The organism is Gordonia hongkongensis (assembly GCF_023078355.1).
GTDB classification, from domain to species: domain Bacteria; phylum Actinomycetota; class Actinomycetes; order Mycobacteriales; family Mycobacteriaceae; genus Gordonia; species Gordonia hongkongensis.
Window position 1 is genome coordinate 2388645 of the sequence record NZ_CP095552.1, and the last position, 25860, is coordinate 2414504.

Annotated in this window: 18 protein-coding genes and 2 pseudogenes; 9 read left to right on the plus strand and 11 right to left on the minus strand. The window is 69.2% G+C overall.

Going from position 1 to position 25860, the window contains the following annotated elements; translation table 11 throughout:
• The first annotated feature begins 22 nt into the window (after positions 1 to 22).
• The gene (gene nrdR, locus MVF96_RS10855; protein ID WP_058250310.1) at positions 23 to 523 is read left to right on the plus strand and encodes a transcriptional regulator NrdR; all 501 of its coding nucleotides are present in this window, start codon (positions 23 to 25) and stop codon (positions 521 to 523) included.
• On the opposite strand, the gene hrpA is transcribed toward nrdR, so the two are convergent.
• Positions 497 to 4483, minus strand: a complete 3987-nt coding sequence (gene hrpA / locus MVF96_RS10860; RefSeq protein ID WP_247451978.1) for an ATP-dependent RNA helicase HrpA — start codon at positions 4481 to 4483, stop codon at positions 497 to 499. The two genes, nrdR and hrpA, sit on opposite strands and share 27 nt — an antisense overlap.
• Before the next feature lie 44 nt (positions 4484 to 4527).
• Here hrpA and MVF96_RS10865 point away from each other — a divergent pair.
• Positions 4528 to 5815, plus strand: a pseudogene (locus MVF96_RS10865) (aminotransferase family protein).
• A 137-nt stretch (positions 5816 to 5952) separates the two neighbouring features.
• Here the strand turns inward: MVF96_RS10865 and MVF96_RS10870 are convergent.
• Both MVF96_RS10870 and MVF96_RS10875 read right to left on the minus strand, forming a co-directional pair.
• On the minus strand, positions 5953 to 6486 hold the full coding sequence (locus MVF96_RS10870) for an alkyl hydroperoxide reductase (protein WP_058250203.1): 534 nt from the start codon (positions 6484 to 6486) through the stop codon (positions 5953 to 5955).
• An 11-nt stretch (positions 6487 to 6497) separates the two neighbouring features.
• Positions 6498 to 7085: a peroxiredoxin gene (locus tag MVF96_RS10875; protein WP_058250204.1), complete on the minus strand. Its 588-nt coding sequence runs from the start codon at positions 7083 to 7085 to the stop codon at positions 6498 to 6500.
• Between the two features lie 125 nt (positions 7086 to 7210).
• Between MVF96_RS10875 and MVF96_RS10880 the strand changes: the two genes are divergently transcribed.
• Positions 7211 to 8143, plus strand: a complete 933-nt coding sequence (locus tag MVF96_RS10880; protein ID WP_247451979.1) for a hydrogen peroxide-inducible genes activator — start codon at positions 7211 to 7213, stop codon at positions 8141 to 8143.
• Here the strand turns inward: MVF96_RS10880 and MVF96_RS10885 are convergent.
• Positions 8140 to 10263, minus strand: a complete 2124-nt coding sequence (locus MVF96_RS10885; protein ID WP_272499256.1) for a DEAD/DEAH box helicase — start codon at positions 10261 to 10263, stop codon at positions 8140 to 8142. The two genes, MVF96_RS10880 and MVF96_RS10885, sit on opposite strands and share 4 nt — an antisense overlap.
• A gap of 17 nt (positions 10264 to 10280) precedes the next feature.
• On the minus strand, positions 10281 to 11252 hold the full coding sequence (locus MVF96_RS10890) for a proteasome assembly chaperone family protein (protein WP_247451981.1): 972 nt from the start codon (positions 11250 to 11252) through the stop codon (positions 10281 to 10283).
• A gap of 203 nt (positions 11253 to 11455) precedes the next feature.
• Between MVF96_RS10890 and MVF96_RS10895 the strand changes: the two genes are divergently transcribed.
• Both MVF96_RS10895 and MVF96_RS10900 read left to right on the plus strand, forming a co-directional pair.
• Complete coding sequence (locus MVF96_RS10895; RefSeq protein WP_418930431.1) at positions 11456 to 12163, plus strand: hypothetical protein; 708 nt, start codon at positions 11456 to 11458, stop codon at positions 12161 to 12163.
• A gap of 91 nt (positions 12164 to 12254) precedes the next feature.
• Positions 12255 to 13379, plus strand: coding sequence for a DUF4192 domain-containing protein (locus MVF96_RS10900; protein WP_247451982.1), 1125 nt, complete (start codon positions 12255 to 12257; stop codon positions 13377 to 13379).
• 21 nt (positions 13380 to 13400) lie between these two features.
• Here MVF96_RS10900 and MVF96_RS10905 read toward each other — a convergent pair whose 3' ends face one another.
• Positions 13401 to 14096 carry an iron-dependent transcriptional repressor DtxR gene (locus MVF96_RS10905; RefSeq protein ID WP_065628906.1) on the minus strand — a complete coding sequence of 232 codons (696 nt, stop codon included), beginning with the start codon at positions 14094 to 14096 and terminating at the stop codon, positions 13401 to 13403.
• Positions 14097 to 14344: 248 nt separating this feature from the next.
• Between MVF96_RS10905 and MVF96_RS10910 the strand changes: the two are divergent.
• Together MVF96_RS10910 and MVF96_RS10915 are read left to right on the plus strand one after the other, a co-directional pair.
• A pseudogene (locus MVF96_RS10910) lies at positions 14345 to 15223 on the plus strand (acetoin utilization protein AcuC); the annotation flags it as partial.
• A 294-nt stretch (positions 15224 to 15517) separates the two neighbouring features.
• Positions 15518 to 18361 (plus strand): bifunctional acetate--CoA ligase family protein/GNAT family N-acetyltransferase, encoded by a 2844-nt coding sequence (locus MVF96_RS10915; protein WP_211538837.1) that lies wholly within the window; start codon positions 15518 to 15520, stop codon positions 18359 to 18361.
• Positions 18362 to 18405: 44 nt separating this feature from the next.
• Here MVF96_RS10915 and MVF96_RS10920 read toward each other — a convergent pair whose 3' ends face one another.
• Both MVF96_RS10920 and MVF96_RS10925 read right to left on the minus strand, forming a co-directional pair.
• On the minus strand, positions 18406 to 19344 hold the full coding sequence (locus MVF96_RS10920) for a sigma-70 family RNA polymerase sigma factor (RefSeq protein ID WP_171011532.1): 939 nt from the start codon (positions 19342 to 19344) through the stop codon (positions 18406 to 18408).
• A 302-nt stretch (positions 19345 to 19646) separates the two neighbouring features.
• On the minus strand, positions 19647 to 20105 hold the full coding sequence (locus MVF96_RS10925; RefSeq protein ID WP_065628902.1) for a DUF3099 domain-containing protein: 459 nt from the start codon (positions 20103 to 20105) through the stop codon (positions 19647 to 19649).
• A 174-nt stretch (positions 20106 to 20279) separates the two neighbouring features.
• Here MVF96_RS10925 and MVF96_RS10930 point away from each other — a divergent pair, with 174 nt between their 5' ends.
• Entirely contained in the window at positions 20280 to 20552 is a 273-nt protein-coding gene (locus MVF96_RS10930) for a DUF3039 domain-containing protein (protein WP_058250213.1), read from the plus strand.
• Between the two features lie 31 nt (positions 20553 to 20583).
• Here the strand turns inward: MVF96_RS10930 and MVF96_RS10935 are convergent, their stop codons facing one another.
• Positions 20584 to 21822, minus strand: coding sequence for a YihY/virulence factor BrkB family protein (locus MVF96_RS10935; RefSeq protein WP_065628901.1), 1239 nt, complete (start codon positions 21820 to 21822; stop codon positions 20584 to 20586).
• A gap of 283 nt (positions 21823 to 22105) precedes the next feature.
• On the opposite strand from MVF96_RS10935, the gene MVF96_RS10940 reads away from it, so the two are divergent.
• Positions 22106 to 23848, plus strand: a complete 1743-nt coding sequence (locus tag MVF96_RS10940; RefSeq protein ID WP_065628900.1) for a DEAD/DEAH box helicase — start codon at positions 22106 to 22108, stop codon at positions 23846 to 23848.
• Between the two features lie 149 nt (positions 23849 to 23997).
• On the opposite strand, the gene MVF96_RS10945 is transcribed toward MVF96_RS10940, so the two are convergent.
• Entirely contained in the window at positions 23998 to 24204 is a 207-nt protein-coding gene (locus MVF96_RS10945) for a DUF7455 domain-containing protein (RefSeq protein ID WP_004018852.1), read from the minus strand.
• 256 nt (positions 24205 to 24460) lie between these two features.
• Positions 24461 to 25510: a sulfite exporter TauE/SafE family protein gene (locus tag MVF96_RS10950; protein WP_065628899.1), complete on the minus strand. Its 1050-nt coding sequence runs from the start codon at positions 25508 to 25510 to the stop codon at positions 24461 to 24463.
• Positions 25511 to 25860 lie beyond the last annotated feature (350 nt).

Sequence of the window (25860 nt, forward strand, 5' to 3'; positions counted from 1 at the left end):
CCGCGACCTGCGTGAGGACACGATGCGCTGCCCCTTCTGCAAGAACGACGACACCAAGGTCATCGACTCGCGTGTCGCAGATGAAGGGCAGGCCATCCGCCGCCGTCGCTCCTGTGTGGAGTGCGGTCGCCGGTTCTCGACCGTGGAGAGCGCCGTGCTCGCGGTGGTCAAACGCAACGGCGTGACCGAACCGTTCAGCCGGGAGAAGGTCATGCGCGGCGTGCGGCGAGCCTGTCAGGGCCGCCACGTCGCCGAGGACGCACTCGCGCAACTCGCCCAGCAGGTCGAGGACACGGTGCGCGCCAGTGGATCGGCCGAGATCCCCAGCAACGAGGTCGGACTCGCGATCCTGGGCCCGCTCCGCGATCTCGACGAGGTGGCGTACCTGCGTTTCGCCTCGGTGTACCGGTCGTTCGACTCGGTGGAGGACTTCCAGCGCGAGATCGACGACCTTAAGGCGGCATCGGGTTCCGGGAGCGCGCTCGCCGAACCCGTGTCAGCCGAGTCGGTCCAGAGCTCGTAGGACCCGTTTTTCGGACACCGGGAACGCGGTACCGAGACGCTGGGCGAACAACCCCACGCGCAACTCCTCGACGAGCCACTGCGCTTCGTCGTCGACCACCGCCCGCCGGTGCTCGGGTACCTGTTCGAGGCGTTGGGCCCACCGTTCGACGACGCGATCGACGGCGGCCACCCCGGCCTGGTCGCGTGCCGCGGACGCGGGTAGTGCCTCCAGACGTGCTTGCGCGCCGTCGAGATAGCGCGGCAGATGCTCCAGGTGGCGTCGCGCGGTGGCCGCCACGAATCCGTCGAACACGAGGTGGGCGACCTGTTCGGCGACGTCGTCGGCAGCCAGCGAACCGGCGTGCCGGTCGATCGCCGCCCGCAGCGGGGCCATCCGTTCGAGGGCCGCGACGGCCAGCGAGAAGTAGTCCGGTGCGGCCGCGGCGACCCGTGGCCGGATCCGTTCGAGCAGCGCCGAGAAGGACTGTGGTGAGCGAACCGCGGCGAGCTCTGCGTCGTCGATGTCGGCGACCGTGTCCCGGGTCGCCCGGCGGGTGCAGTCGGCGAGCAGTGCCTCGATGGTCGAGTACGGGCTCTGGCTCAGGGCGAGTCGTTCGACCGGACTCAGCGAGCCGGCGATCCGCTTGTGCAGCGGAGGTATCGCGAGGTCGAGGAGGGCGACGATCCCGCGTCGCAGGAGGCGGTCCCGTGTCTCCGGGCTCGCCGCATCGACGACGACGACGCCCCGCGCGTGGCCCTTCTCGTCGGAGACCACGTCGATCGTCGGGTACCGGGTCAGCCGCTGCCCCGCGACATCGACCGTCGTCTGCTCGGCGAGCGAGCCGATCCCATCGGCGGTCCAGGTCTTATACAGGTTGCGCGACACCGTCTTCGGCGCCGCGGGCGTTCCGGTCTGCTGGAGTTCGGGCAACGAGTCGGCGCGGGCGACGATCCGTCCGGAGTCGTCGGCCACCGCGAAATGCATGCGCAGGTGCGGCGGTACCCGGTCGGTGTCGAAATCGCCTGCGGTCACCCGCATCCCGGTGATCGCCGAGAGCTCGCGCGCCAGCCCGATGGTGAGCGGCTCCTTGCGCGGGGTGAGCCGGCCGAGCGCGAGTTCGGCGAACCGCTGCGCGGGCGACATGCTCTTGCGGAGCTGTTTCGGCAGCGACTTGACCAGTGCGGTGGCCAGTTCGGCGCGCATGCCCGGGACCGACCAGTCGAAGCCGGCCGGTCGGACATGGGGGAGCAGTGCCTGCGGGATCACGACGGTGACGCCGTCGTCGGGTGCGCCCGGTTCGAACCGGTAGCGCAGTTCGAGTCGGGTGTCGCCCTGCTGCCAGGCGCCGGGATAGTCCGTCGGGGCGACGTCGGTGCCTCCCGTGACGTCCTCGGGGCGCAGATCCAGCAGATCCGGTTCGGCCCGGCGGGCCTTCTTCCACCAGGTGTCGAAGTGCCGAGCGGAGGTGACGTCGGCCGGTAGCCGCTGGTCGTAGAACTCGAAGAGCTGGTCCTCGGTGATCACCAGACCCCGGGTGCGCGTGCGGTTCTCGACGTCCGAGGCGGCCTCGAGAAGCTTGCGATTGCGGTCGAAGAAGGCGTGCTGCGTCCGCCAATCGCCCTCGACGAGAGCGTGCCGGATGAACAGCTCTCGCGAGACCACCGGGTCGATGGGGCCGTAGTCGACGCGCCGGCGGGCGACGAGCGGGACCCCATACAGGGTCACGCGTTCGTAGGCCATCGCCGCTCCGCGTTTCGCCGACCAATGCGGTTCGCTGTGGGTGCGCTTCACCAGATCACCGGCGAGTTTCTCGGCCCACAGCGGATCGATCCCGGCGACGGTGTGGGCGAACAGGCGCGACGTCTCGAGGACCTCGGCCGCCATGATGAAGGCGGGCGGCTTCTTGGCGAGCGGAGAGGCGGGGAAGATCGTCAGTGTGGTGTTGCGCGCACCGGTGAACTCGCGGCCCTCGGTGTTGCGGGCGGCGATGTTGCTGAGCAACCCGGACAGGATGGATCGGTGGACGGCGTCGGCGTCGAGTTCGGTGGGCGCGACCGACCAGTCGAGGTCCTTGACGATTTCGGTCAGCTGCCGGTGGAGGTCCTGCCACTCCCGGATGCGCAGGAAGTGGAGGTACTCCCGTTCGCACATACGTCGAAAGCGGCTGCCGGACAACTCCTTGCGCTGTTCGCCGAGGTACCGCCACAGCTCCACGTAGGACAGGAAGTCCGACTGCGGGACGACGAAGCGCCGGTGCTGGGCGTCGGCGGCCTCACGGTGCTCGGCCGGCCGTTCCCGTGGATCGGGGAGCGACATCGCGGCGGCGATCACGAGAAGGTGGTCGAGACAACCCAGTTCATGTCCGGCGATGAGCATCCGGGCGACCCGGGGATCGACCGGGATCCGCGACATCGACCGGCCGATCGGGGTCAGTCGCGGGGGCCCGCCCTCGCGCGGGACGGTGATGGCGCCGAGTTCGGTGAGAACACCCATACCGTCGCGGATCGCGCGGTCGTCGGGCGGCTGGACGAACGGGAACTCGGCGATCTCACCCAGTTTCAGCGAGGTCATCTGGAGGATGACCGCCGCGAGGTTGGTGCGCAGGATCTCCGGGTCGGTGAAGGCCGGCCGGGAGTCGAAGTCGTTCTCGCTGTAGAGACGGATGCAGACGCCCGGGGCGACACGACCGCATCGACCGGCCCGCTGCCGGGCACTGGCCTGTGAGACCGGTTCGATGGGAAGACGATTGACCTTGGTCCTGGTCGAGTACCGACTGATACGGGCGGTGCCGGTGTCGATGACGTAGCGGATGCCGGGCACGGTCACCGACGTTTCGGCGACGTTGGTCGCCAGCACGATCCGGCGTCCGCCGGAGGGGGAGAACACCTTCTGCTGCTCGGCGATCGACAGTCGCGCATAGAGCGGCACGATCTCGGCACCGGGACCCTTGCTGCCGCCGGTTCGTCGACGGAGCGCCTCGGCGGTCTCTCGGATGTCCCGTTCGGTGGGCAGGAACACGAGGATGTCGCCGCGGCCACCGGCCCACAGTTCGTCGACGGCGGCGTCGATGCCCTGGATCTGGTCGAGGTCGGCATGTTCGCCGCCGCCGGCGTCGTCCCCGTCGTCGGGGCGTTCCCGCAGGCTCAGCGGTCGGTACCGGATCTCGACCGGATAGGTGCGTCCGGATACCTCGATGACCGGGACCGAGGTCTTCGGCGTGCTGAAATGCCGTGCGAAGCGCGCCGGTTCGATCGTCGCCGAGGTGATGATCACCTTCAGATCGGGGCGTCGGGGCAGCAGGCGGCGCAGATAGCCGAGGATGAAATCGATGTTGAGGCTGCGCTCGTGGGCCTCGTCGATGATGAGGGTGTCGTAGCGGCGCAGCATGGGGTCGGTGGCGATCTCGCGGAGCAGGATGCCGTCGGTCATGACCCGGACGAGGGTGTCGGCGCCCGACCGGTCGGTGAACCGGACGGAGTAGCCCACCGCGTCGCCGAGTTCGGTGTCGGTCTCGTCGGCGATGCGCTTGGCGACCGAGCTCGCGGCGATGCGCCGGGGCTGGGTGTGCCCGATCGACCCGCGGATGCCACGCCCGAGTTCGAGGCAGATCTTGGGGAGCTGGGTGGTCTTGCCCGAGCCGGTCTCGCCCGCGACGACCACGACCTGGTGGTTGCGGATCGCCTCGGCGATCTCGTCGCGTGCGGCGGAGACCGGTAGTTCGTCGGGGAAGCGCAAAATCGGCACGGTCGCGCGCCGCCGGTCGAGACGGGCGCGTGCCTTGTCGACATCGGCGACCAACTGTCGCCACTTCGCGGCGTCCGGGCGCGCGGCGAGCCGGTCGATGCGACGACGCAACCGGTCGGCGTCGACGAGGCCCACGTCGTCGAGTGCGCGAAGCAGATCCGAGCGGGAGATGTCCGATGCAGCGGTGTCCGGTGGAGAGGGGGACGGGTCAGGTGACGAGGACGGGGCCGACATGATCACTCCAGGATATGGGGAAGCGCCGAGGCCGGTTCACCCCAGTGGCCGCGTGGGCCGCGTGGACCGGCATCATGGGGCCATGGCTGATGGTTCGAGCACTGGTACTGGATCGTTGTGGCACGGTTTCGCCGACATGGGTGCGGTGACCGCGAGCGGGCCGTTCGTCGTGACCAGGGAGAGGGTGCGCGGATCTTCGACCGCGACGGCAACTCCTACCTGGATGCGACCGCCGGACTGTGGTTCACCAACGTCGGGCACGGCCGGACCGAGATCGCCGATGCCGTCGCGCGCCAGCTCGGCACCCTCGCGCACTACTCCAACTTCGGTGACTTCGCGAGCGACGTCACCCTGCAGCTCGCCGAGGAGCTCGGCGCCATCGCGCCGGTACCCGGATCGAAGATCTTCTTCACCTCCGGCGGCAGCGACTCCATCGACACCGCGGTCAAACTCGCCCGCCGCTACTGGGTGGAGCAGGGCCGCGAATCCAAGCGGGTCGTCGTCAGCCGCACCAAGGCCTATCACGGGATGCATGCCGCGGGTACCTCGCTGGCGGGCATCCCGCTCAACCACGACGGCTACGGCGAACTCATGCACGACGTCCAGAACGTCGAATGGGACGACGCGAAGAGCCTGCTCGGTCTCATCGAGCGCGTGGGCGCCGACAACATCGCCGCGTTCTTCTGCGAGCCCATCATCGGGGCCGGCGGCATCTATCTCCCGCCGGAGGGCTACCTCGCCGAGGTGCGGGACATCTGCCGCGACCACGACATCCTCTTCGTCGTCGACGAGGTCGTCACCGGCTTCGGCCGCATCGGCGGCGAATCCTGGTTCGCCTCCGCACGATTCGGCCTCGAACCGGACATGATCACCACTGCCAAGGGGCTCACCTCGGGGTATGTCCCGATGGGCGCGGTGTTCATCGCACGGCGGATCGCCGAGCCGTTCTTCGCCGGTGGCGTCTGGTGGCGGCACGGGTACACCTACGGCGGCCACGCGGGCGCGGCGGCGGCGGCCCTCGCGAACCTCGAGATCATCCGGCGAGAGAACCTGCTCGCCGAGGCGACACGGCTCGAGGGCGACCTCGCCGCCGCGCTGTCGCCGCTCGCCGACCTCGACACGGTCGCCGAGGTCCGGACCGGACTCGGCGCGGTCACCGCGGTACAGCTGGCCGACCCAGCGACGGCGCCGGCCGCGGTGGTCAAGCTGCGCGACCACGGGGTGAGCACTCGGGCCGCAGGTCAGGGGGCGCTGCAGATCTCGCCCGCGTTCGTGATGACGACCGCCGAGGTCGGCGAACTCGCCGACCGGATGCGCGCGGCGCTGAGCTGACGACGCAGGCCACGGCCTTGTCGTGGTCATCCCGACGATCCGGTGGTCATCGCCGGACCGCGGTGAGTGCGCCTGAGAACGACAGGGCCCGGCTGCGTAGCGCAGCCGGGCACCGTCGTCGTCTCACATGCGACGGATCAGGCGTTGGCGAGCACCTCGGTGGTCGCGATCGCCTGGGCGACACCGCTGACGATCGACGCGACCTTGAGCGCCTCGAGGATCGCCTCACGGTCGACGCCGGCTTCGCGCAGGGTGTTCTCGTGCGCGGCGACGCAATGACCGCAGCCGTTGATCGAGGACACCGCGAACGACCACAGCTCGAAGACGGCCTTGTCGACGCCGGGGTTGCCGATGATGTTCATCCGCAGGCCCGGACGCAGGTCGTCGTACTTGCCGTCGAGGAAGCCGCGACCCCGGTAGAACACGTTGTTCATCCCCATGATCGACGCGGCCCCGAGCGCGGCGTTGTAGGCCTCGGCGGACAGCGTGTCGGCGGCCTCGTCGGCGATCTCGCTGAGCACCTTGGCGTTTCGCGTGGCGGCAGCGGTCGACAGCAGGGTTCCCCAGAGCTGCTCCTCGGTCAGCGCGGTGGTGCGGCTGATCGAACCGAGGTTGAGCTTGAGGTCCTTGGCGTACTCGGGAAGTGCTTCCTTCAGGTTGTCGATGCTCATCGGTTCTCCTCTCAGACGCCGGCCGTCATGAGCTCGCCGGCGTCGATCGTCGGGTCACCCTTCTTCCAGTTGCAGGCGCACAGTTCGTCGGACTGCAGAGCGTCGAGGACGCGCAGGACCTCGTCGACGTTGCGGCCCACGGAGCCCGCGGTGACCGACACGAACTGGATCTCGTTGTTCGGGTCGATGATGAAGGTGGCGCGGTCGGCGACGCCGTCGGCATTGAGAACGCCTGCGGCGGTGGCGAGTTCGCGCTTGAGGTCGCTCAGCATCGGGAACGGGAGGGTCTTGAGATCCTCGTGCTGTGCGCGCCACTGGAAGTGGACGAACTCGTTGTCCACCGAGGCGCCGAGCACCTGGGTGTCGCGGTCGGCGAACTCGTCGTTCAGCTTGCCGAACGCGGCGATCTCGGTCGGGCACACGAAGGTGAAGTCCTTCGGCCAGAAGAACACGACGCGCCACTGGCCGGGGTGATCGTCGGACGACACGGTGGTGAAGTAGTCGTCCGGCTGCTGGGCATTGACCTTGCTGAGGTCGCCACCGATGACGGCGGTGAGGTTGTAGGCAGGGAACTGGTCACCGATGGTGAGCAGGGCCATGTATCGCTCCTTCAGCTGGTGAATGTACGGAATCTGCGCGCGAATGAGTTTCGCGACGTACAGGTACCATCGTGCCGGATTACGGTCGAAAACGAAACGTGATTACTAGCACTACACTGATAAGCATGTCCGATAGAACTTATCAGCCGACCATGGCCGGGTTGCGTGCCTTCGTCGCACTCGCGCATCGACGCCACTTCGGCACTGCGGCAGCCGATCTCGGTGTCAGTCAGCCATCGCTGTCGCAGGCGTTGTCGGCGTTGGAGTCCGGTCTCGGTGTGACCCTCGTCGAACGCACCACGCGGCGTGTCCTGTTGACCGCCGAGGGTGACGAACTCCTCCCGCGAGCGATCGCGGTGACCGAGGCCATGGACGAGTTCACCTCGGCGGCCGCCGGAACGGGCCGACCGCTCAGCGGGCCGCTGCGGCTGGGGGTCATCCCCACGGTGGCGCCCTACGTCCTGCCGACGCTGCTGCGCGGACTCGGGCAACGGCTCCCGGACCTCGTACCCCGGGTGGTGGAGGAGCAGACCGCCCGCCTCATCGAACAACTGCGCACCGGCACGCTCGACGTCGCGCTGCTCGCTCTCCCCGTCGACATGCCCGGCATCGTCGAAGTTCCCATCTATCGTGAGGATTTCGTTCTCGCACTCCCGTCCGGTCACGCGCTGGCCGGACGCCGCCGCGTCGATCCCACCGCGCTCGCCGACCTGCCGCTCCTCCTCCTCGACGAGGGGCACTGTCTGCGCGATCAGGCGCTCGAGGTGTGCCGGCTCGCGGGCGTGCGGCCCGATCTGGGTCAGACCCGGGCCGCCTCGCTGACCACCGCGGTGCACTGCGTCGTCGGCGGACTCGGCGTGACGCTCATCCCGCAGACGGCGGTGGCCTCCGAGACGGCGTCGGGTGATCTGGCCACCGCGACCTTCGCGGCCCCGCGGCCGGGGCGGCGGATCGGCCTGGTCTTCCGGGCGTCCGCGCGCCACGACGAGGCCTACCGCGAACTGGGTTCTCTCATCGGCGATCTCGTCGGTGCGACCGGTGCCGTGACCGCGCTCTAGACCGTGCCGCCGGCCATCTCGGCCGCGGCCGCCTGTGCGGCGAGAGCCTCCCACTCGTCGACGAGACTCGAGTCGACCTCACGGACCATGGTGCCCAGCTCCTCGACGATCCGCTCGATCTCGGGGGTCACGACGCTCGTCGGAACGCCCTGCCGGAGAACGCGATAGCAGTCCGACAGATACCGCAGCAGCACGCCCTCGCTGCGCGCCAGCCCGTACGCGGAGATCAGCTCGGTGAAGGTCATGGCCTTCTCCAGCATCTCGCGGAGCACCGACTTCGGCGCCGGCGGGAACGACGACACCCACGGGTGCCCGCGACGATAGATGTCGAACGCGGCGAAGATCTCCTCGGCCAGCGGCTGCGGCCAGGTGATCTCCTCCAGGCGCGACATCCGCTCCTCGTACTCGATGCCGTCGGCCTTCATCTCCGCGATCGCGGCGTCGCGCGCGACCTTGCGCTGGGCCAGCAGCAGGGGTCGCGGGTTCTCCAGGGTCGATTCGAGGATGGAGACCACATCGAGTGCGTGAGTGGACGACTCGGGGTCGAGGATCTCGAACGTCGCCAGCGCGAAGGCGGACAGCGGGTTGGTCAACGCGAAGTTCTCCGGCATGTCCACGCTCAGGGCGATGTGCCGGCCGGTGTCGTCGGGTTCGGCGAGTTGCACGACGATGCCCGCGTCCCGGAGCCCCCGGTAGAGCTCGATCGTGTGCTTGATGGTGCGCAGCTGGCGGTCGCGCGGTTCGTGATTGTCCTCGAGAAGGTGGCGGACCGCGGCGAAACAGTCGCCCGGTCGGCCGAGTACCTCGAGGAGCATGGCCGTCGTCATCCGGAAGTGGCTGCGCAGGGGCTCGTCGGGCGCGTCGACGAGCTGGAGGAAGGTCTTCTCCCCCCACGAGACGAAGCCCTCGGGTGGCTTCTTGCGCACCAGCTTTCGGAGCTTCTTGGGATCGTCGCCGGCCTTGGCCACGGCACGGGCGTTCTCCACGTCGTGGTCGGGAGCCTGCGCGACGACGTAGCCGATCGTGTCGAAACCGGCTCGCCCGGCCCGGCCGGCGATCTGATGGAACTCGCGTGCCCGCAGGCGACGGACCCGCCGTCCGTCGTATTTGCTCAGGGCCGCGAACAGGACCGTGCGGATCGGCACGTTGATGCCGACGCCGAGAGTGTCGGTGCCGGCGATCACCTTCAGCAGCCCTTGCTGCGCAAGACGTTCGACCAGACGGCGGTAGCGGGGGAGCATTCCGGCGTGGTGGACGCCGATACCGGCGCGCAGCAATTTGGACAGTGTGTTGCCGAAGCCGGTGGAGAACCGGAAGTCACCGATCGCCTCGGCGATCGCCGCCTTCTCCGCTTTGTCGCAGATCCGGACGCTGAGCAGCGCCTGCGCGCGCTCCACCGCGGCGGCCTGGGTGAAGTGCACCACGTAGATGGGCGCCCGTCCCCGGTCGACGAGCTCCTCGATCGTCTCGTGGATCGGGGTCATCGCGTAGGCGTGGTCCAGGGGGACCGGACGCTCGGCGCCGGTGATCTCGACCGTCTCGCGTCCGGTGCGCCGGGTCAGGTCGTCGACGAAGAACGACACGTCGCCGAGCGTCGCCGACATCAGCAGGAACTGCGTCGACGGCAATTCGATGAGCGGGACCTGCCAGGCCCAACCGCGGTCGGGTTCGCCGTAGTAGTGGAACTCGTCGGCGACGAGGGTGCCGATGTCGCTCGCACCGCCGGCGGCGAGGGCGAGGTTGGCGACGATCTCGGCGGTCGCACACACGATGGGCGCGTCGGCGTTGACCGCGGCGTCGCCGGTCAGCAGTCCGACCTGGTCGGCGCCGAACATGGCGCACAGCTCGAAGAACTTCTCGCTGACGAGCGCCTTGATGGGTGCGGTGTAGAACGCACGCTCGCCGCGGCAGCGCGCGAAGTACAGCGCGCCCGCCGCGACGAGTGATTTGCCCGAGCCGGTCGGCGTCGCCAGGATCACGTGGCTGCCGGCGAGGAGCTCGAGAAGCGACTCCTCCTGATGCGGGTAGAGGTCGAGGCCGCGTCCCGTCCACCACTCGGTGTACCGCTCGAGTGCGGTGTCCTCGTCGTCGGTGGGGACCAGGACGTGCGGCGCGGGTATCGGTGCGGTGTCCGGGATCAGATCGGTGATCGCGGACCCTCGTCCCCGGGGCCGGCCTCGCCGTCGCCGGTCTGCTCGGCCAGGAACCGTTCGAGTTCGGCGCCGAGTTCGTCACCGCTGGGCAGCGATTCCTCGGCGGCGAGCAGCGACGAGCGTTCCTGCGCGGCCTGGGTGAACGTGTCGTACTGGGTCTCCAGCGCAGCCACCACGGACTCGATCTCCGAGTTGCCCTCGACCTCGTTGTCCACCTGTGCGCGTACCTTCTCGGCGGCGCTGTCGAGAGCGGCGAGGGGGAGGTCGAGACCGGCGAGCTCGGCGACCGCCGCCAGCAGGCGTGCGGACGCCGCCGGGTAGTTTGTCTGCGCGAGATAGTGCGGGACATGTACCGACAGGCCCGACGCCTGGTAGTCGTGTTCGCCCATCCGCAACTCGAGGAGCATCGACGCGCTGGCGGGCAGCTTCATCGCCGATCCCCACCGGGGCAGGTCACCGAGGGCGTCGGGATCACTGCCGTGCGCCGTGATCGACGGCGGTCGGGTGTGCGGCACGGCCATCGGGATCGCGTTGAGGCCGATGACATCGGTGACGCCGAGTCCGTCGCTCAGGCGTCGGACCGCGTCGACGAACTGCTCCCAACGGAGGTCGGGTTCGGAACCGGCGAGCAGGAGAAAACCCTTGCCCGAGTTGTCGCGGATCGCGTGCAGCGCCAGCGTCGGCATCTCGACGTCGGTGAAGGTCTCGCCGCTGAACGAGATGGTCGGCCGGCGTGACCGGTAATCCATCAGCTCGTCGGAGGAGAAGGTCGCGACCAACTCGGACTCGAGGCTGTCGCGGAGGTGCGTCGCGGCCAGCGCCACCGCGTGCCCGGCGTCGGCGAAGCCCTCGAGCGCGTGGATCAGTACCGGACCCGTGCCGTCGGGCCGGGTCACCTGCGGAGCGGGAAAGGCGAGTTCATACAGCGCGTCGTTGCGCGCGGGCTGCTCGTCCACGTCGTCCCTCCTTCTGCTGGCAGCTGTCCCGGAAGAGACAGCTGAACGTCCATTGTCTCGCACCGCACCCGGCGGTGGCCACTCGCCTCGGTGCAACCACCGCGACACACCGGTGATTCCCCCCGTTGGTGTTCCTGTTTTGTTGTTCCCCAGGGGTGTGTCCTCGACACCTGGCGGAGACGCCGGTGGCACAGTAGACCGTTGTGATCGAGCCGCATGCGCCCCGACTGCGCCTGTCCCTGCCCGGCCGCCTCGTTCCCGGCACGGTGGCCGGTCTCGTCGCCGCGGCGCTCGTGCTGTCCGCCTGCTCCGTCGGCGGGCAGCCGGAGCCGTCGAGTCCGGACCTGTCCGCGCGATCGGTCGAGGCCGCGGACTTCCCGAACGGCGCCGCGAGTCCCATCCCGACGTCGGCGGTCGCGAACGCCCTGGCCGACGTGACCGGGGCGCCGATGCCCGGACAGGCGGGCACCGAGGTGTCGCCGCCGGAGTGTGCACCCGCGTCCGTCCCCGCGGACGGAGCGGTCGCGTTCCTGGGTCCCGGCCCGGGGGAGCGGGCCACCCTCACCTCGGTCGTGGCCGGTGTCGAGACGCCGCTCGACGACGTGGTCGAGTCGGCCGAGCGCTGCCCCGAGACCACCACGACCACGTTCGGGGCGTCCTCGACGATCACCACCGAGGTGCTGCCCCCGCCGCCGGCGCCGGACGGGGTCGACACCGCGACGCTCCGCCGCACGATCGTGACCGGCGGCGGTGTCCCGTCCACCACGAGCGCTCTCACGCTGCTCGGCGAGCGGGACGGCGTCCGGGTGTACACCGAATACCGTTGGCCCGCAGCAGGTCCCGTACCTCCCGAAGCGTCCGCCGCGCTCGACACGCTGTTCGGAAAGGCGCTCGCGGCCGCGTTCGGCTGACCAGTACCGCCCTGTGGATGACCTCTCCTGGTTGTCCACAGCGTGTGTCGACCGCCGTTCGAGCGGCTCGGCCACGGGTGACGCTGTCGCCATGCAGATCCTCGAACCGCCACCGCACGGCCCCCACGACCCGACGACGCTGCTCACCTCGATCCCCGCTCGACTGGGGTTCGTCCCCGAGCGGTCGATCATCGCGATCGCCGTCGCCGGCGACCGCACGGTGAACGCGACCATGCGGCACGACCTCGCCCTCGCGCCCGACGGCAGCCCCACGCGCGAACTGGTCGTCGTCCTCGCCGGACTTGGTGAGATCACGTCCACCTACGGCATCGAGGAGATCCTGGTCGTGATCGCCGATGACCGCTACCCGGCGGACGACCGTCGTTATCGGCGGATCCTCGCGATGAGCGACCGGTACTTCGGCGATGTCGGTGGTGTCGCAGCCGGGTTCGTGGTGCCGGGCTTCGATGCCGGCGTGCACTGGTCGACCATCTGGTGTCCGGAGGACCGGGCCTGGTCGGTCGACGTGTCCGCGGGGTCGGCCGGACAACTCGACGATCCGCACACGAGTCCGACCGCGGTCGCGGAGGCGGTGCGCTCGGGGCGACGGATTCTTGCCCGGCGCTCGGAGATGCGGACGATGCTCGAACCGCTCGACGGCGAATGCGGTCCGGGACGTCCGCTGCCGGACTGTCGGGCATGCCGGGGCATCGACCTGGATCAGAGCGATCTCGACTTGTTCGATCCCGACGAGGAGGACGTCGAGGCCTCGACGCGGGCACTCGACCTGGTCATCAGCGCGATGATCGAAGCGGAACAACCACTGGATTGTGGCGAATTGGACCGACTGGAACAGGCGATCCTGCGCCCCGACGTCCGCGACGCCGCGCTCGCCCTGTCGGTCACCGAACTCCGGGGAGCCGCCGAACACCTCTGGCGAGAACTCACCCGGCGGCTGACCGGACGCGGACGGTCCACCGCCGCAACACTTCTCGCGCATCTGCACTACATCGGCGGGGACGGCGCCTACACCGGTGTCGCCCTCGACGTCGCGCTTGCGGGCACGGACACCGACCACCTGGCCACGCTGCTCGACACCGCCCTGCGGGCCGGTGTCCGCCCAGCCAGGCTGTGGGGCACCATCGAAAAGTCCTACGACGCCGCGAAACGCCTCGGCGTCGTCATCCCGGCGGCGACACTGCGTACCGCCGGGTGACCACTGCAGACCTCGGCTGTGTCAGACCTTCTCGACGACCTTCTCGACGAACAGCGAGTGCGCCATGTCGGACGAGAGTTCGAGGCCGTCGTGACCGGGTGTGTCGATCGTGATCGTGCCGGCCGTGTTCGACACCGTCACACGGGCGTTGGGAACCACGCCCGCCTCGCGCAGCGCGCCGATCAGTTCGGTGTCGGACTGGGCGTGTTCGGACAGGCGACGCACGATGACCGGCACCGTCTCACCCGGCGGGAGGTCGGCGAGGCGGGTGGCGCCGTCGTCGGAGCTCGGCACCTCCACGCCCAGCAACTCCAGTCCCGGGATGGGGTTTCCGTAGGGTGAGGTCGTCGGGTACTCGAGGACCGCGAGCAGGCGGCGTTCGACGTTCTCGCTCATCACGTGCTCCCAGCGGCAGGCCTCCTCGTGGACCTGATCCCAGGGCATTCCGATGACGTCGACCAGGAGGCGCTCGGCGAGGCGATGCTTGCGCATCACCGCGACGGCGAGCGTGCGTCCGCGGTCGGTCAGTTCGAGGTGCCGGTCCCCGGCGACCCGGAGGAGACCGTCGCGCTCCATGCGGGCAACGGTCTGCGACACGGTGGGACCGGACTGGTCCAGACGCTCGGCGATCCGCGCCCGCAGCGGCACGATGCCCTCTTCTTCGAGATCGTAGATCGTTCGCAAGTACATCTCGGTGGTGTCAACCAGGTCGTTCACTGTGCGCAATCCCTTTCGTCCCCGCCAAGATTACCCTCTTCGGGAGTGGTGACCGCGAACTCACCGCGACCGGGGAGTCCCGGGGCGGCGGTACGTGGCGCGCACTCGTGTCCGACGCGACATCCGTGGCCGCTGCGCGATGTGTACCACTAGCCTGAGGTCGTGATCAACACTACGAGCGCCCGATGACGACGGCCGTCATCTGGAGCGAGGACTTCCTGTCCTACCGATGGGCCCACACGCACCCGATGAACCCGGTCCGACTCGCCCTCACGATGACCCTCGCGCAGAGCCTCGGAGTCCTCGACGACGTCGAGACGATCCGGCCGCAGGCCATCGACGACGACGCCCTGACCGTCGTCCACAGCCGCGACTACATCGACGCGGTCCGTGCGGTCGGTTCGGGGACGGCGTCGCTGTCGGGGCCGTTGCTCGAGCGGTTGTTCGGCCTCGGCGACGCCGACAACCCGGTTTTCACCGGGATGCACGAGGCCGCGCGCCTGCTCGTCGGCGGCACGCTGGCCGCGGCGCAGACGGTCGTCTCCGGGGCGGCGACGAGAGCGGTCAACATCGGCGGCGGCATGCATCATGCGATGCGTTCGCGCGCCGCCGGATTCTGCATCTACAACGACTGCGCCATCGCGATCAGGTATCTGCTCGACCACGGTTTCGACCGCATCGCCTACATCGACGTCGACGCCCACCACGGCGACGGCGTCCAGGTCGAGTTCGCCGCCGACCCGCGGGTGATGACGGTCTCGCTGCACCAGCACCCGGCGACCCTGTGGCCCGGCACGGGATGGCCGACCGAGGTCGGGGACGGCGACGCGGCGGGCAGCGCGGTCAACCTGGCCCTCATGCCCAACACCGAGGACCGGTTGTGGCTGCGCGCCTTCCACGCCGTGGTGCCGTCGCTGATCGCCGAGTTCCGGCCGCAGATCATCGTCAGCCAGTGCGGTGCCGACAGCCACCGCGCCGATCCGCTGACCGACCTCTCGCTGACCGTCGACGGACAGCGGGCGGCGATGATCGCCATGCGCGACCTGGCCGACAAGTACTGCGAGGGCCGCTGGATCGCGGTCGGCGGCGGTGGCTACGGCGTCGTCAACGTGGTGCCGCGCAGCTGGACGCATCTGCTGGGCGTCGCGCTCGGTCGCGAGGTCGACGTGTCGTCGGTCATCGACGAATCCTGGTGTGCCACAGCCGAACAGATCTCCGAGCAGGTGCACTCCGACTATGCCGCCCCGCCCGTTCGGGTCATGGGCGACGGGGGCATCGTCGACTACCAGCCGTGGGCCGGCGACGCCGGCCAGGAACCACCCGAGGGTGTCGCGGCCAACGCCCAACGCCAGACCGACCGCGCGATCCTCGCCACCCGACGCGCGGTCTACCCGCTCCACGGTCTCGACCCGGAGGACCCCGTGACTGACGACACCTCGACCGCCGACGCCACCGCGCCCGCAGGCGCTCCCGCGATGGCCGATCAGCCGGAACCGCGTAGCCCGTGGGACTATCCGCGGCACTGGATCGCCGATGTGCTGGCCTCCGATGGCGGCGTCGTGCACCTGCGACCGATCGTGCCCGACGACGCCGACCGCATCGTGGCCTTCCACTCCAAGCTCTCCGAGCGCACCCGGTACATGCGGTACTTCGGTCCGACCCCGACCCTGCCGCCGCGCGAGGTGGCCCGGATGACGACCGTCGACCACCAGCAGCGTGTCGCGATCGTCGCCGAACTCGGGGGCGAGATCATCGCGGTCGGCATCTACGAGGGTCTCGGCTTCGACGGCAAACCCGAATCGGCCGAGGTGGCGTTCGTCGTCGCCGATGAACACCAGGGCCGCGGCCTCGGACCCATCCTGCTCGAGCACCTGGCCGGTGCGGCGGCGGAGAACGGGTTCACCCGTTTCGAGGCCGAGGTCCTCAGCGAGAACCCGAACATGGTCGCGGTGTTCCGCGACGCGGGGTATCAGCTCGCACGGAGCTTCGACGGCTCGACCGTGCACGTCGAGTTCCTCATCGACCCCACCGAGGCGCTGCTGTCGGTGCGCAACGCCCGTGAGCGCGCGTCGGAGGCCCGCAGCGTCGCCAATCTGCTGCGACCCGCCTCGGTCGCGGTGATCGGGGCCTCGACCGACCCGAACAAGGTCGGAAACGCCCTGTTGGCCAACATCATCGCCGGGGGATTCACCGGGCCGGTGTTCCCGGTCAACGGCCCCGCCCGGGTCGAGGAGGAGCCCGAGCCGGGACGGCCCGGTGTCGGCCGCGAACCGACGCCGGCGCGTCGTCGCACCCGGGAACGACCGCCGTCGGTGCGGGGGATCCGGGCGTACGAGACCGTCCGCGACATCCCCGACCCCGTCGACCTCGCGGTGGTCGCGGTGCCGGCCGCGCGCGTCGACGACGTGCTCGACGACTGCCTGGTCAAGGGTGTGCGCACGCTCGTCGTGGTGTCGTCGGGCTTCGGCGAGTCCGGCGAGGAGGAGGGCCTCGAGAACGAGCGCCGCCTGGTCGCCCAGGTCCGCGAGCACGGGATGCGACTGGTCGGGCCGAACGCGCTGGGCGTTGCGAACAACGACCCGGCGGTCGCGCTCAACGCGACCCTGGCGCCGCGCATCCCGGCCGCCGGCCGGGTCGGGTTCTTCTGTCAGTCGGGCGCCCTGGGCATCGCGATCCTCGACACCGCGGCCCGTCGCCAGATCGGCCTGTCGACGTTCGCCTCGGCCGGCAACCGCGCGGACGTGTCCGGCAACGACCTCCTGCAGTACTGGGACACCGACGCCACCACCGACGTCATCCTGCTCTACCTGGAGAGCTTCGGTAACCCGCGCAAGTTCTCCCGGATCTCGCGGCGGGTCTCACGCTCGAAGCCGATCATCGCGGTCAAATCCGGCCGGGGTGCGATGACGCCGGTCCGGGCGGCGCGCTCGGCGGCCACCCTCGACGACCAGATCGCCCGCATGATGCTCGAACAGGCCGGCGTCATCCAGGTGGACACGATCCCCGAGTTGTTCGACTGCGCGGCCGTGTTCGCCTATCAGCCGCTGCCGCGCGGCCCGCGCGTCCGCATCATCGGCAATTCGTCGGTGCTGGGCAGCCTGGCGGCGGACACCGCGCGCAACGGCGGCCTCGAGGTCGTCGACACCGTCGATCTCGGTGCCGGCGCCTCGGAGGAGGAGTTCGAGTCGACGGTCTCGGCGGCCATGGCCGACCCGGGCGTGGACGGGATCATCGTCGTGTTCGTGCCGCCGGTCGCGGTCGGCGCCGACTGGCACGCCCGGGCGCTCATGGCGGCGGCCAACACCCCCGACGCCGACGCCGACAAGCCGATCGTCACGACCTTCCTAGCCGTCGACGGCATCCCGCCGGGGTTGACTCGGCCCGGCCCGAACGGCATGCCGACCAAGGGGTCGATTCCGTCGTACGGCTCACCCGAGCGCGCGGCCGCGTCACTGGCGAGGGCGTGGCAGTACGCCCGGTGGCGCCTGCGGCCGGAATCGGTGGTCCACCGTCCCGACGGCACCGATCCCGAGGCCGCGCGGATGTTCGTGCGCGAGGCTATGGTCGGCGACGGTGCGTCCGGTCGTCCCGCCGAACGGTTGCTGGGGCATGTGGAGTCGGCGAAGCTGTTGCGCTGGTACGGGATCGACGTGGTCCCGTTCCGCGAGGTGACCACGATGCACGAGGCATCCGCGGCGGCCCGTGAACTCGGGCTCCCGGTGGCGGTGAAGGCGACGTCGGACAAGTGGCGCGGTCGTCTCGATCGCGAGGGCGCGCGCCTGGACCTACCCGACGCGACGACGGTGGTGACGGCGTTCGCCGAACTGACCGAACTCACCGGCGACCGCGTGCTGCACGTGCAGAAGATGGCGCCGAAGGGCGTCGGCACGGTCATCCGGGTGCGCGACGATCCGTCGTTCGGTTCGGTGATGTCGTTCGGTCTGTCCGGGCGGACCTTCGATCTGCTGGGCGACCACGGTTACCGCGCCGTCCCGCTGTCCGAACTCGATGCACGGGAACTGATCGAGGAGCCGCGTTCGGCACCGCTGCTGTCGGGCTACCGCGGGGAGGAGCCCGCCGACAAGGAGGCACTCGCCGATCTGCTGCTGCGCATCTCGACGCTCACCGACGACATCCCGGAGGTCCGCGAGGTGGTCTGCGATCCGATCCTGGCCTCGGTCGACGGCGCGGCCGTTCTCAATGCCCGTATACGCGTGGGCCCGGTGCCCGACAGGCGGGACACCGGACCCAGGCGACTCGGGTGACCGAGTGGACTCAGTGAAGGAGGCGGCGGAGCGTGCGGGGACGCTCAGCTGGCGTAGGCGCGCAGGCGCTCGGCACGGTCGCCGTGGCGGAGCTTGCCCATGACCTCGCGCTCGATCTGACGCACGCGCTCGCGCGACAACCCGAACATGCGGCCGATCTGATCCAGGGTGCGCGGCTGGCCGTCGTCGAGGCCGTAGCGCATCCGGATGACCTGCTGCTCGCGCTCGTCCAGCGTCGCCAGGACGGCGCGGATGTCGGAGTGCAACAGGCCGGCGATGACGGCGTTCTCGGCGGAGGTGGCCTCGGCGTCCTCGATGAAATCGCCCAGGGGAGCTTCCTCGTCGCTGCCCACCGGCATGTCGAGGCTCACCGGATCGCGGCTGTGGTCGAGCAGGTCGGCGATCTTCTCCGCGGGGATGCCCGATTCGTTGGCCAGCTCGTCGTCGGTCGCTTCGCGGCCGAGCTGCTGGTGCAGCTCGCGCTTGATGCGGGCCAGTTTGTTGACCTGCTCCACGAGATGGACGGGGAGCCGGATCGTGCGGCTCTGGTCCGCCATTCCGCGGGTGATCGCCTGACGAATCCACCAGGTGGCGTAGGTCGAGAACTTGAAGCCCTTGGCGTAGTCGAACTTTTCCATCGCCCGGATCAGACCGAGGTTGCCCTCCTGGATCAGGTCGAGGAGAGGCATGCCGCGGCCGGTGTAGCGCTTGGCCAGCGACACGACCAGGCGGAGGTTCGCCTCGAGCAGGTGGGCCCGGGCGGCCTCGCCTTCACGGACGATGACCGCGAGGTCACGCTTCTTGGCCGCGGACAGCCGCTTCTTGTTGGCCAGAACGTGTTTGGCGTAGAGCCCGGCCTCGATCTGCTTGGCGAGTTCGACCTCCTGCTCCGCGTTGAGAAGTGCGGTGCGACCGATTCCGTTCAGATAGACACGGACCAGATCCGCTGCTGGAGACTGGGCGTCGAGATCCTGTTCGGTCATCGCCGGCCGGGTACCCGGAGGGGTGACTTCGGCGAAACCTTTGGTCGGGGTCGAACGTGCAACTGTCGAGCGTGACATGCGGCCTCCTGACTTGAGTGCGTTCACTGGGTCCAACGCCCTTGTGTGGGCGATAGTTCCCGAGAGTGGTTCGGAGCAAACCTCGCCGAGGCTTGGTGACCTGCGCATTCTTTTTCGCGACTCGACAACCGGCTGAGAAGTTGCTGAGATGTCGCGCGCGGGGGAACCCGAGGGAACGCGGGAACGCACGGGGCCGCGGTGCCGACCCGTCTGGTCCGGAGGTGTCAGGCGCGGGGGTCGTCGGGATCGACGACCTGCCCGTCGATGGTGCGCGACAGCTGGTGGTCGGTGCCGGTATCGGTCAGTGCCGGGGGTCCGACGACGTGATGGTCGGCGCCGTACTTGTACTGGGGGACCTCGCCGCGCTTGCGCGGCGGACGGTCGTTGGCGATCAGGACCGCCGCCCATGGCAGCGGGATGGAGATCGCGACGATGGCCAGCGCCAGTAGTCCGGACCCGGTGATGCCGTAGGCGATACCGGCGATGACGAGCGCCGGCACGCGGAAAGCCATGAGGAACAGATACTTACGCACACGCGCTCGGTGCTGGGCCTCGAGCGAGTCCGGTGCGTCGGTGATCAGGTACGCCTCGGCGCCCGGACGTTTCGACGCGGGATGTCCGTGCTCGTCGACGTGCGGCGACGTGCTGTTGCGGCCGTGCTGTCCGCGAGCGGACTCACCCATGGATTCCCATTGTTCGAACACCCTCTCCACTGTCCTCCTTTTGGCGGTCTATTGCACCCACCGCCGGGAGCGTAGTGAGCGGGGCGAATCGGGTCCCGCCGCCGGGAGCGTAGCGAGCGGGGCGAATGAGCACTCGGGTGTTCCGTCGGCCCGGTTGTGACGCACAATGGACGAATGGGAACCGAAACCATCGAACGCCCGGACCTCGACGAATGGTCCGACACCAAGACCGACGAGCGTCCCGATGCCGACGCGACCGACCGGGGTGACGACGACCGCCCCAAGTTCTTCCACTACGTGAAGAAGAACAAGATCGCCGAGAGTGCGGTCATGGGTAATCATGTCGTCGCCCTCTGCGGCGAGACCTTCCCGGTCACGCGGTCGGCCAAGCCCGGGTCGCCGGTCTGCCCGAAGTGCAAGAAGATCTACAACAAGATGCGCAAGTGACGCGAGGCGGCTGATCGGCGGGCGTCGCCGGTCAGCCGCGGTCGCGGTGCCGCGCCTGCCGGCGGATCGGGCCGGAGGACAGCCGGTCGGGCAGGGTCCGGAGTTGGCCGGTGAAGTCGGAGGTCTGGGAGTTCACCCAGTGCCGGACCTGCGTGGTGGTCGACGCCTTCGCGGGCCAGAATTGTTGCACGGCCGCGTTGAACTCGGCGCCGATCACGATGCCGAAGCCCAGCGAAAACGTGAAGAGCAGGAACGCGATCGGTGTGGCCAGCGCCCCGTAGGAGACCCCGGCCTCGGTGATCTTGGTCAGATAAATGCGCAGCACGTAGCTCGCGACCCAGAAGAACACGCCGGCCACGATCGCCCCGCCGATGAGCCGATGCCACGGCAGGGGATTGGGCAGCGCGAGGTGGTAGAGCGTCGTCAGGACGAACAGCAGGAGGACGGCGACGAACGGGAAGTAGCCGTAGTCGATGAGGGTGGTGACGAACGATCCCCACGACTCCGGCACGATCGCGCGCAGGTAGTTCGGTCCGAGCGCGACGAGGGGCAGCAGGAACACCGCGACGCTCAGGAAGCCGACGTAGAGGAACAGCGCGAAGAACCGCTGCCACACCGGGTGTCGGACCTCGTGCTGGTCGTGTGCGTGCGCGATCGAGGCGATGAAGCACGAGACGGCCGACGATCCCGCCCACAATGAGATGACGAACCCGACCGACATGAGGCCGATCCGGCCGCGCCCGAGCACGCTGTCGACCGTCGGGGTGATCAGGTCGTCGACGACCGTGGGGGTGAAGGTCCGGCCGGCGAGGTCGATGATGCGGGCGTAGACGACGTCGACGGTGTCGGGGCCGAACCAGCCGGCGACGTAACCGACCGAGCCGAGCAGACCCAGCAGCAGCGGCGGCAGCGACAGCGCCTGCCAGAACGCGGCCTGTGCGGCCCAGCCGATGATCCCGTCGTCCCAGGACTTGACGATCGTGCGCCAGACCACGCGATGAATGTTCGGCAGGACCGGCAGGCCCGGTCCGGACGCCGCCTCGGTTCGTTCCGGATCGTCGTTCCCGGTCTTCTCCGACCCAGCGTCCGGTTCGGTCGACCCCTTCGCGCCGCGGAGGACTTCGACGTCCCCGGAGGCCGGGGCGGACCGCAGCGGCGCGCGCAGGGGTTCGGTCGCGGCCCCGACATCGGCGAGTGGGTCGCCGATCGGCGCGGTGACCGCAGTCGACACGGGACCCGGCGGGACGGCGGGCGGGCTCGCGGCAACCACCGACGACGGGTCGTCGGCCAGTGGGACCGGATTCCTCTTGCGCGTTGTGATGTGTTCAATATCCCCGATCGGGAGGCCGATTGGGTACCCGGGTCACCAGGCGAGTCGTTCGGATCGCCCACGGGCGCCCGTCGCGGCGGACGCCGCGGCCCGGTGTCGGGATGCGGGAGCTGTCGCGCTTCGGCGGTACCATTGGCGGGTCCCCTCGGGCGCGGGCCCCGCACGCGAGGGGTCGTTTCATGTCCGGCCGGAAACCCGCACGCGTGGAGGAGCAGCCCAGAAGGTGACGTCAGCCGAACCCTCCGGATCCACCGCCGGCCCGAAACTCCAGCTCCGCGCTTGGCAGCGTCGTGCGCTGACCAAGTACCTGACGCAGAAGCCGAAGGACTTCCTCGCCGTGGCGACGCCGGGCGCCGGCAAGACGACGTTCGGCCTGCGTATCGCCCGCGAACTCCTCGATGACCGCACCGTCGACAAGATCACCGTGGTCGCCCCGACCGAACACCTGAAGCACCAGTGGGCCGAGGCCGCCGCGCGGGTCGGGATCGCGCTCGACTCGCGGTTCACCAACGCCGCCGGACAGACCAGCTCGGACTTCCACGGCGTCGTCGTCACCTATGCACAGGTGGCCGCCCATCCGGCCCGGCACCGGGTGCGCACCGAGAACTACCGCACCCTGGTAATCCTCGACGAGATCCACCACGGTGGCGATGCCAAGTCGTGGGGCGAGGCGATCCGGGAGGCCTTCGACGACGCCGAGCGCCGGCTCCTGCTGACCGGTACACCCTTCCGCTCCGACGACTCGCCGATCCCGTTCGTCACCTACGAACCGGAGGCCGGCGGGCATCAGCGCTCCAAGGCCGACCACACCTACGGCTACGCCGACGCACTGAAGGACGGCGTCGTCCGTCCGGTCGTGTTCCTCGCCTACTCCGGTGAGGCCAGCTGGCGCGACAGCGCGGGCGAGGAGTACACCGCCCGGCTGGGCGAACCGCTCTCCGCGGAGCACACCACCCGCGCCTGGCGTACCGCGCTGGACGCCCACGGCGACTGGATTCCGGCGGTCCTCACCGCCGCACACACGCGGCTGGGACAGCTCCGTGCGACCGGCACACCGGATGCGGGCGGGCTGGTCATCGCCACCGATCAGACCGCGGCCCGCGACTACGCCGAACTGCTCACCGCCATCACCGGCAAGCCGCCGACGCTGGTGCTCTCCGACGACCCGAAGTCGTCGTCGAGGATCGGCCAGTTCGCCGCGTCCACGGACGAGTGGATGGTGGCGGTCCGCATGGTGTCCGAGGGTGTCGACGTCCCCCGCCTGGCCGTGGGTGTGTACGCCACCAGCTCGTCGACGCCGCTGTTCTTCGCCCAGGCCATCGGACGATTCGTGCGATCGCGTCGTCCGGGTGAGACCGCGAGCGTCTTCCTGCCGTCGGTCCCGGTGCTGCTCGACCTCGCCAGCCAGATGGAGGTCGAGCGCGATCACGTGCTCGGCAAGCCGCACCGCGAGAGCGACGGCCTCGACGACCAATTGCTGATCGACGCCAACAAGCAGGAGGACGAGCCGGGGGAGGACGAGCCGAAGTTCCAGTCGCTGCATGCCGACGCCGAACTCGATCAGGTCATCTTCGACGGCACCTCGTTCGGCACGGCCACGTTCGCCGGTAGCGACGAGGAGTCGGACTATCTGGGGTTGCCCGGGCTGCTCGATGCCGACCAGGTGCGTGCCCTCCTGCGCAAACGCCAGGAGGAACAGGTCACGGCGCGAACGGTCGCGTCGTCCTCGGAGTCGTCGGCTGCCGAGCCGCCCACTCCCGGCCGGCCGGCGGGAACCACCGGCGAGAATTTGCACGCCCTGCGCAAGGAACTGAATACGCTCGTCGCGATGCATCATCACCGCACGGGCAAACCACACGGCATGGTGCACAACGAGTTGCGGACTCGGCTGGGCGGGCCCCCGACCGCCATGGCGACCGCCGATCAGCTGAAGGAACGGATCGCCGCACTGCGCGAGTGGCGCTGATAGACACTGCGCGAGTGGCGCTGATAGACACTGCGCGAGTGGCGCTGGTCGGGCGGCCCGGAACAGGCCCGGACACGACAGAGCCCGGCCGGTTGCTCCGGCCGGGCTCTGTGCGCGTAGGGAAAGCCCGCGTTCGATCGTCGGAGGTGTCAGACCAGCTCGCCGGCGGATTCGACGACGGTGGCGCTCAACTCGACAAGGCGGGCCTCGTGCTCGTTGAAGTGGTGGCGGCAGAAGAGAAGTTCGCCGCCCTTGGGCAGGACGGCCCGTACCTTGGCTGCGGCGCCGCAGCGATCGCAGCGATCGGCGGCAGTGAGCGGCAGGTAGATCGGGGCTGTGGTGGCGATGTCAGTCATGGTTCGTTCCTCCGTCCCGGTCCGGCGCCGGGTGTCCGGTCGCCTTCCCTTCGAGCCGACACATCCGGGCGATGCGTCAACCTCACTCTGTCAGACGCTCGGGGCGTTCGTATTGTTCCGACGGTGCTCTCGGTGTGTCGTCACTCACCGTTTACACCAGGCAACAACTCGACAACGATCGCCCGAACGCAATGCGACCCGGCCATGGGGCCGGGTCGCACCACTCTACGCGTTGTGCGCGGGACGAGTCGTTCGGTCAGCTCGTCCGCGTGGGGGTGTGTGTTCCGCTCGCACCCGCATCGGGTTCGGGTGCGGAGTCGGCGGCCGGGATGTCCGACGTCGACGTTCCCTCGGAGCCGGGGCGTTCCGCGCCCTCGGCGCCCACGAGCGCCTCTTCCTGCTCCTCGCGGAAATGGGTGACCGCGTCGGAGGACTCGTTCTCCCGGTCGCGCAGGTACTCGCGGAGCGAGTAGGCGAACGCCGCGGCCCAGGCGATGGCGATCACGATGTAGAAGACGTTGCGCACCGAGCCGGGGGCGTCGATGAAGTCGCTCTTCAGCAGGCTGCGGGTGTTCGTGAGGACGATCAGGCCGCCGACCGAGGCGCCCAGCAGGCGCGGCGGGATGTGACGCACGAGCCACGCCGCGATCGGTGCGGCGATCACGCCGCCGACGAGGATGGCGGCGACCCATGCGAAGTTGATTCCCTGCGAACCGAGACTGAACAGGAAGCCGAGGCTCGCGGCGACGGCGATGATGAACTCGCTTGTGTCGATCGAACCGATGACCTTGCGGGGCTCGAGACGGCCGCTGGCCAGGATGGCCGGGGTGCCGACCGGACCCCAACCGCCGCCACCGGTGGCGTCGACGAATCCGGCGACGAATCCGAGCGGGCTGAGGAATCGCTTGCGCAGCGGCTTGCCGAGGTTGTGGCGGGGGATGCCCTGGAAGGTGAACCGCACCAGGATGTAGAGCCCGAGCAGCAGCAGGATCACGGCCATGACCGGCGCGGCGGTCTCGGTGGAGAGACTCGACAGGATCGTGGCGCCGAGGAAGGCGCCGATGGCTCCCGGGATCGCGATACGGCGCACGACGCGCCAGTCGACGTTCCCGAACTTCCAGTGCGAGACGCCGGAGACCAGCGTGGTGCCGATCTCGGCCAGGTGCACGGTGGCCGAGGCGGCAGCCGGGTTGGTGCCGATGGCGAGGAGGAGGGTCGTGGTGGTGACGCCATAAGCCATGCCGAGACTGCCGTCGACGAGCTGAGCAGCGAAGCCGACGAGGCCGATCAGGACAATCGTTCTCATAGTGGGTCTTTCCGGGAAGTCACGCCGTCAGGGACGTGACGAGGCTGGGGCAGGCACTCGGTGCCCGCGACGAAGTGGAACGCGGAGGAGGGGATCGCAGGTGGCGTTCTCGCCCTCGGGTGGGGTCTGTCGCGTCACAGACACAGCATCGATGCTGTGCGCAGCAGGTCGACGGTGGCACGGCGCACCAGCATGGCGCCGCGTCTGCTCCCGGTCACTGCGTAAGTCACCGCGCCATCCTATGTAGTGCGTCCCCGAAAGCCCGAGAATCCGGTCGTGTCCAAATCGGAGCGCGCAGAACTATTGACAGATCGATGTCGATGTGGATGACACAACGACATCGCCCCCGG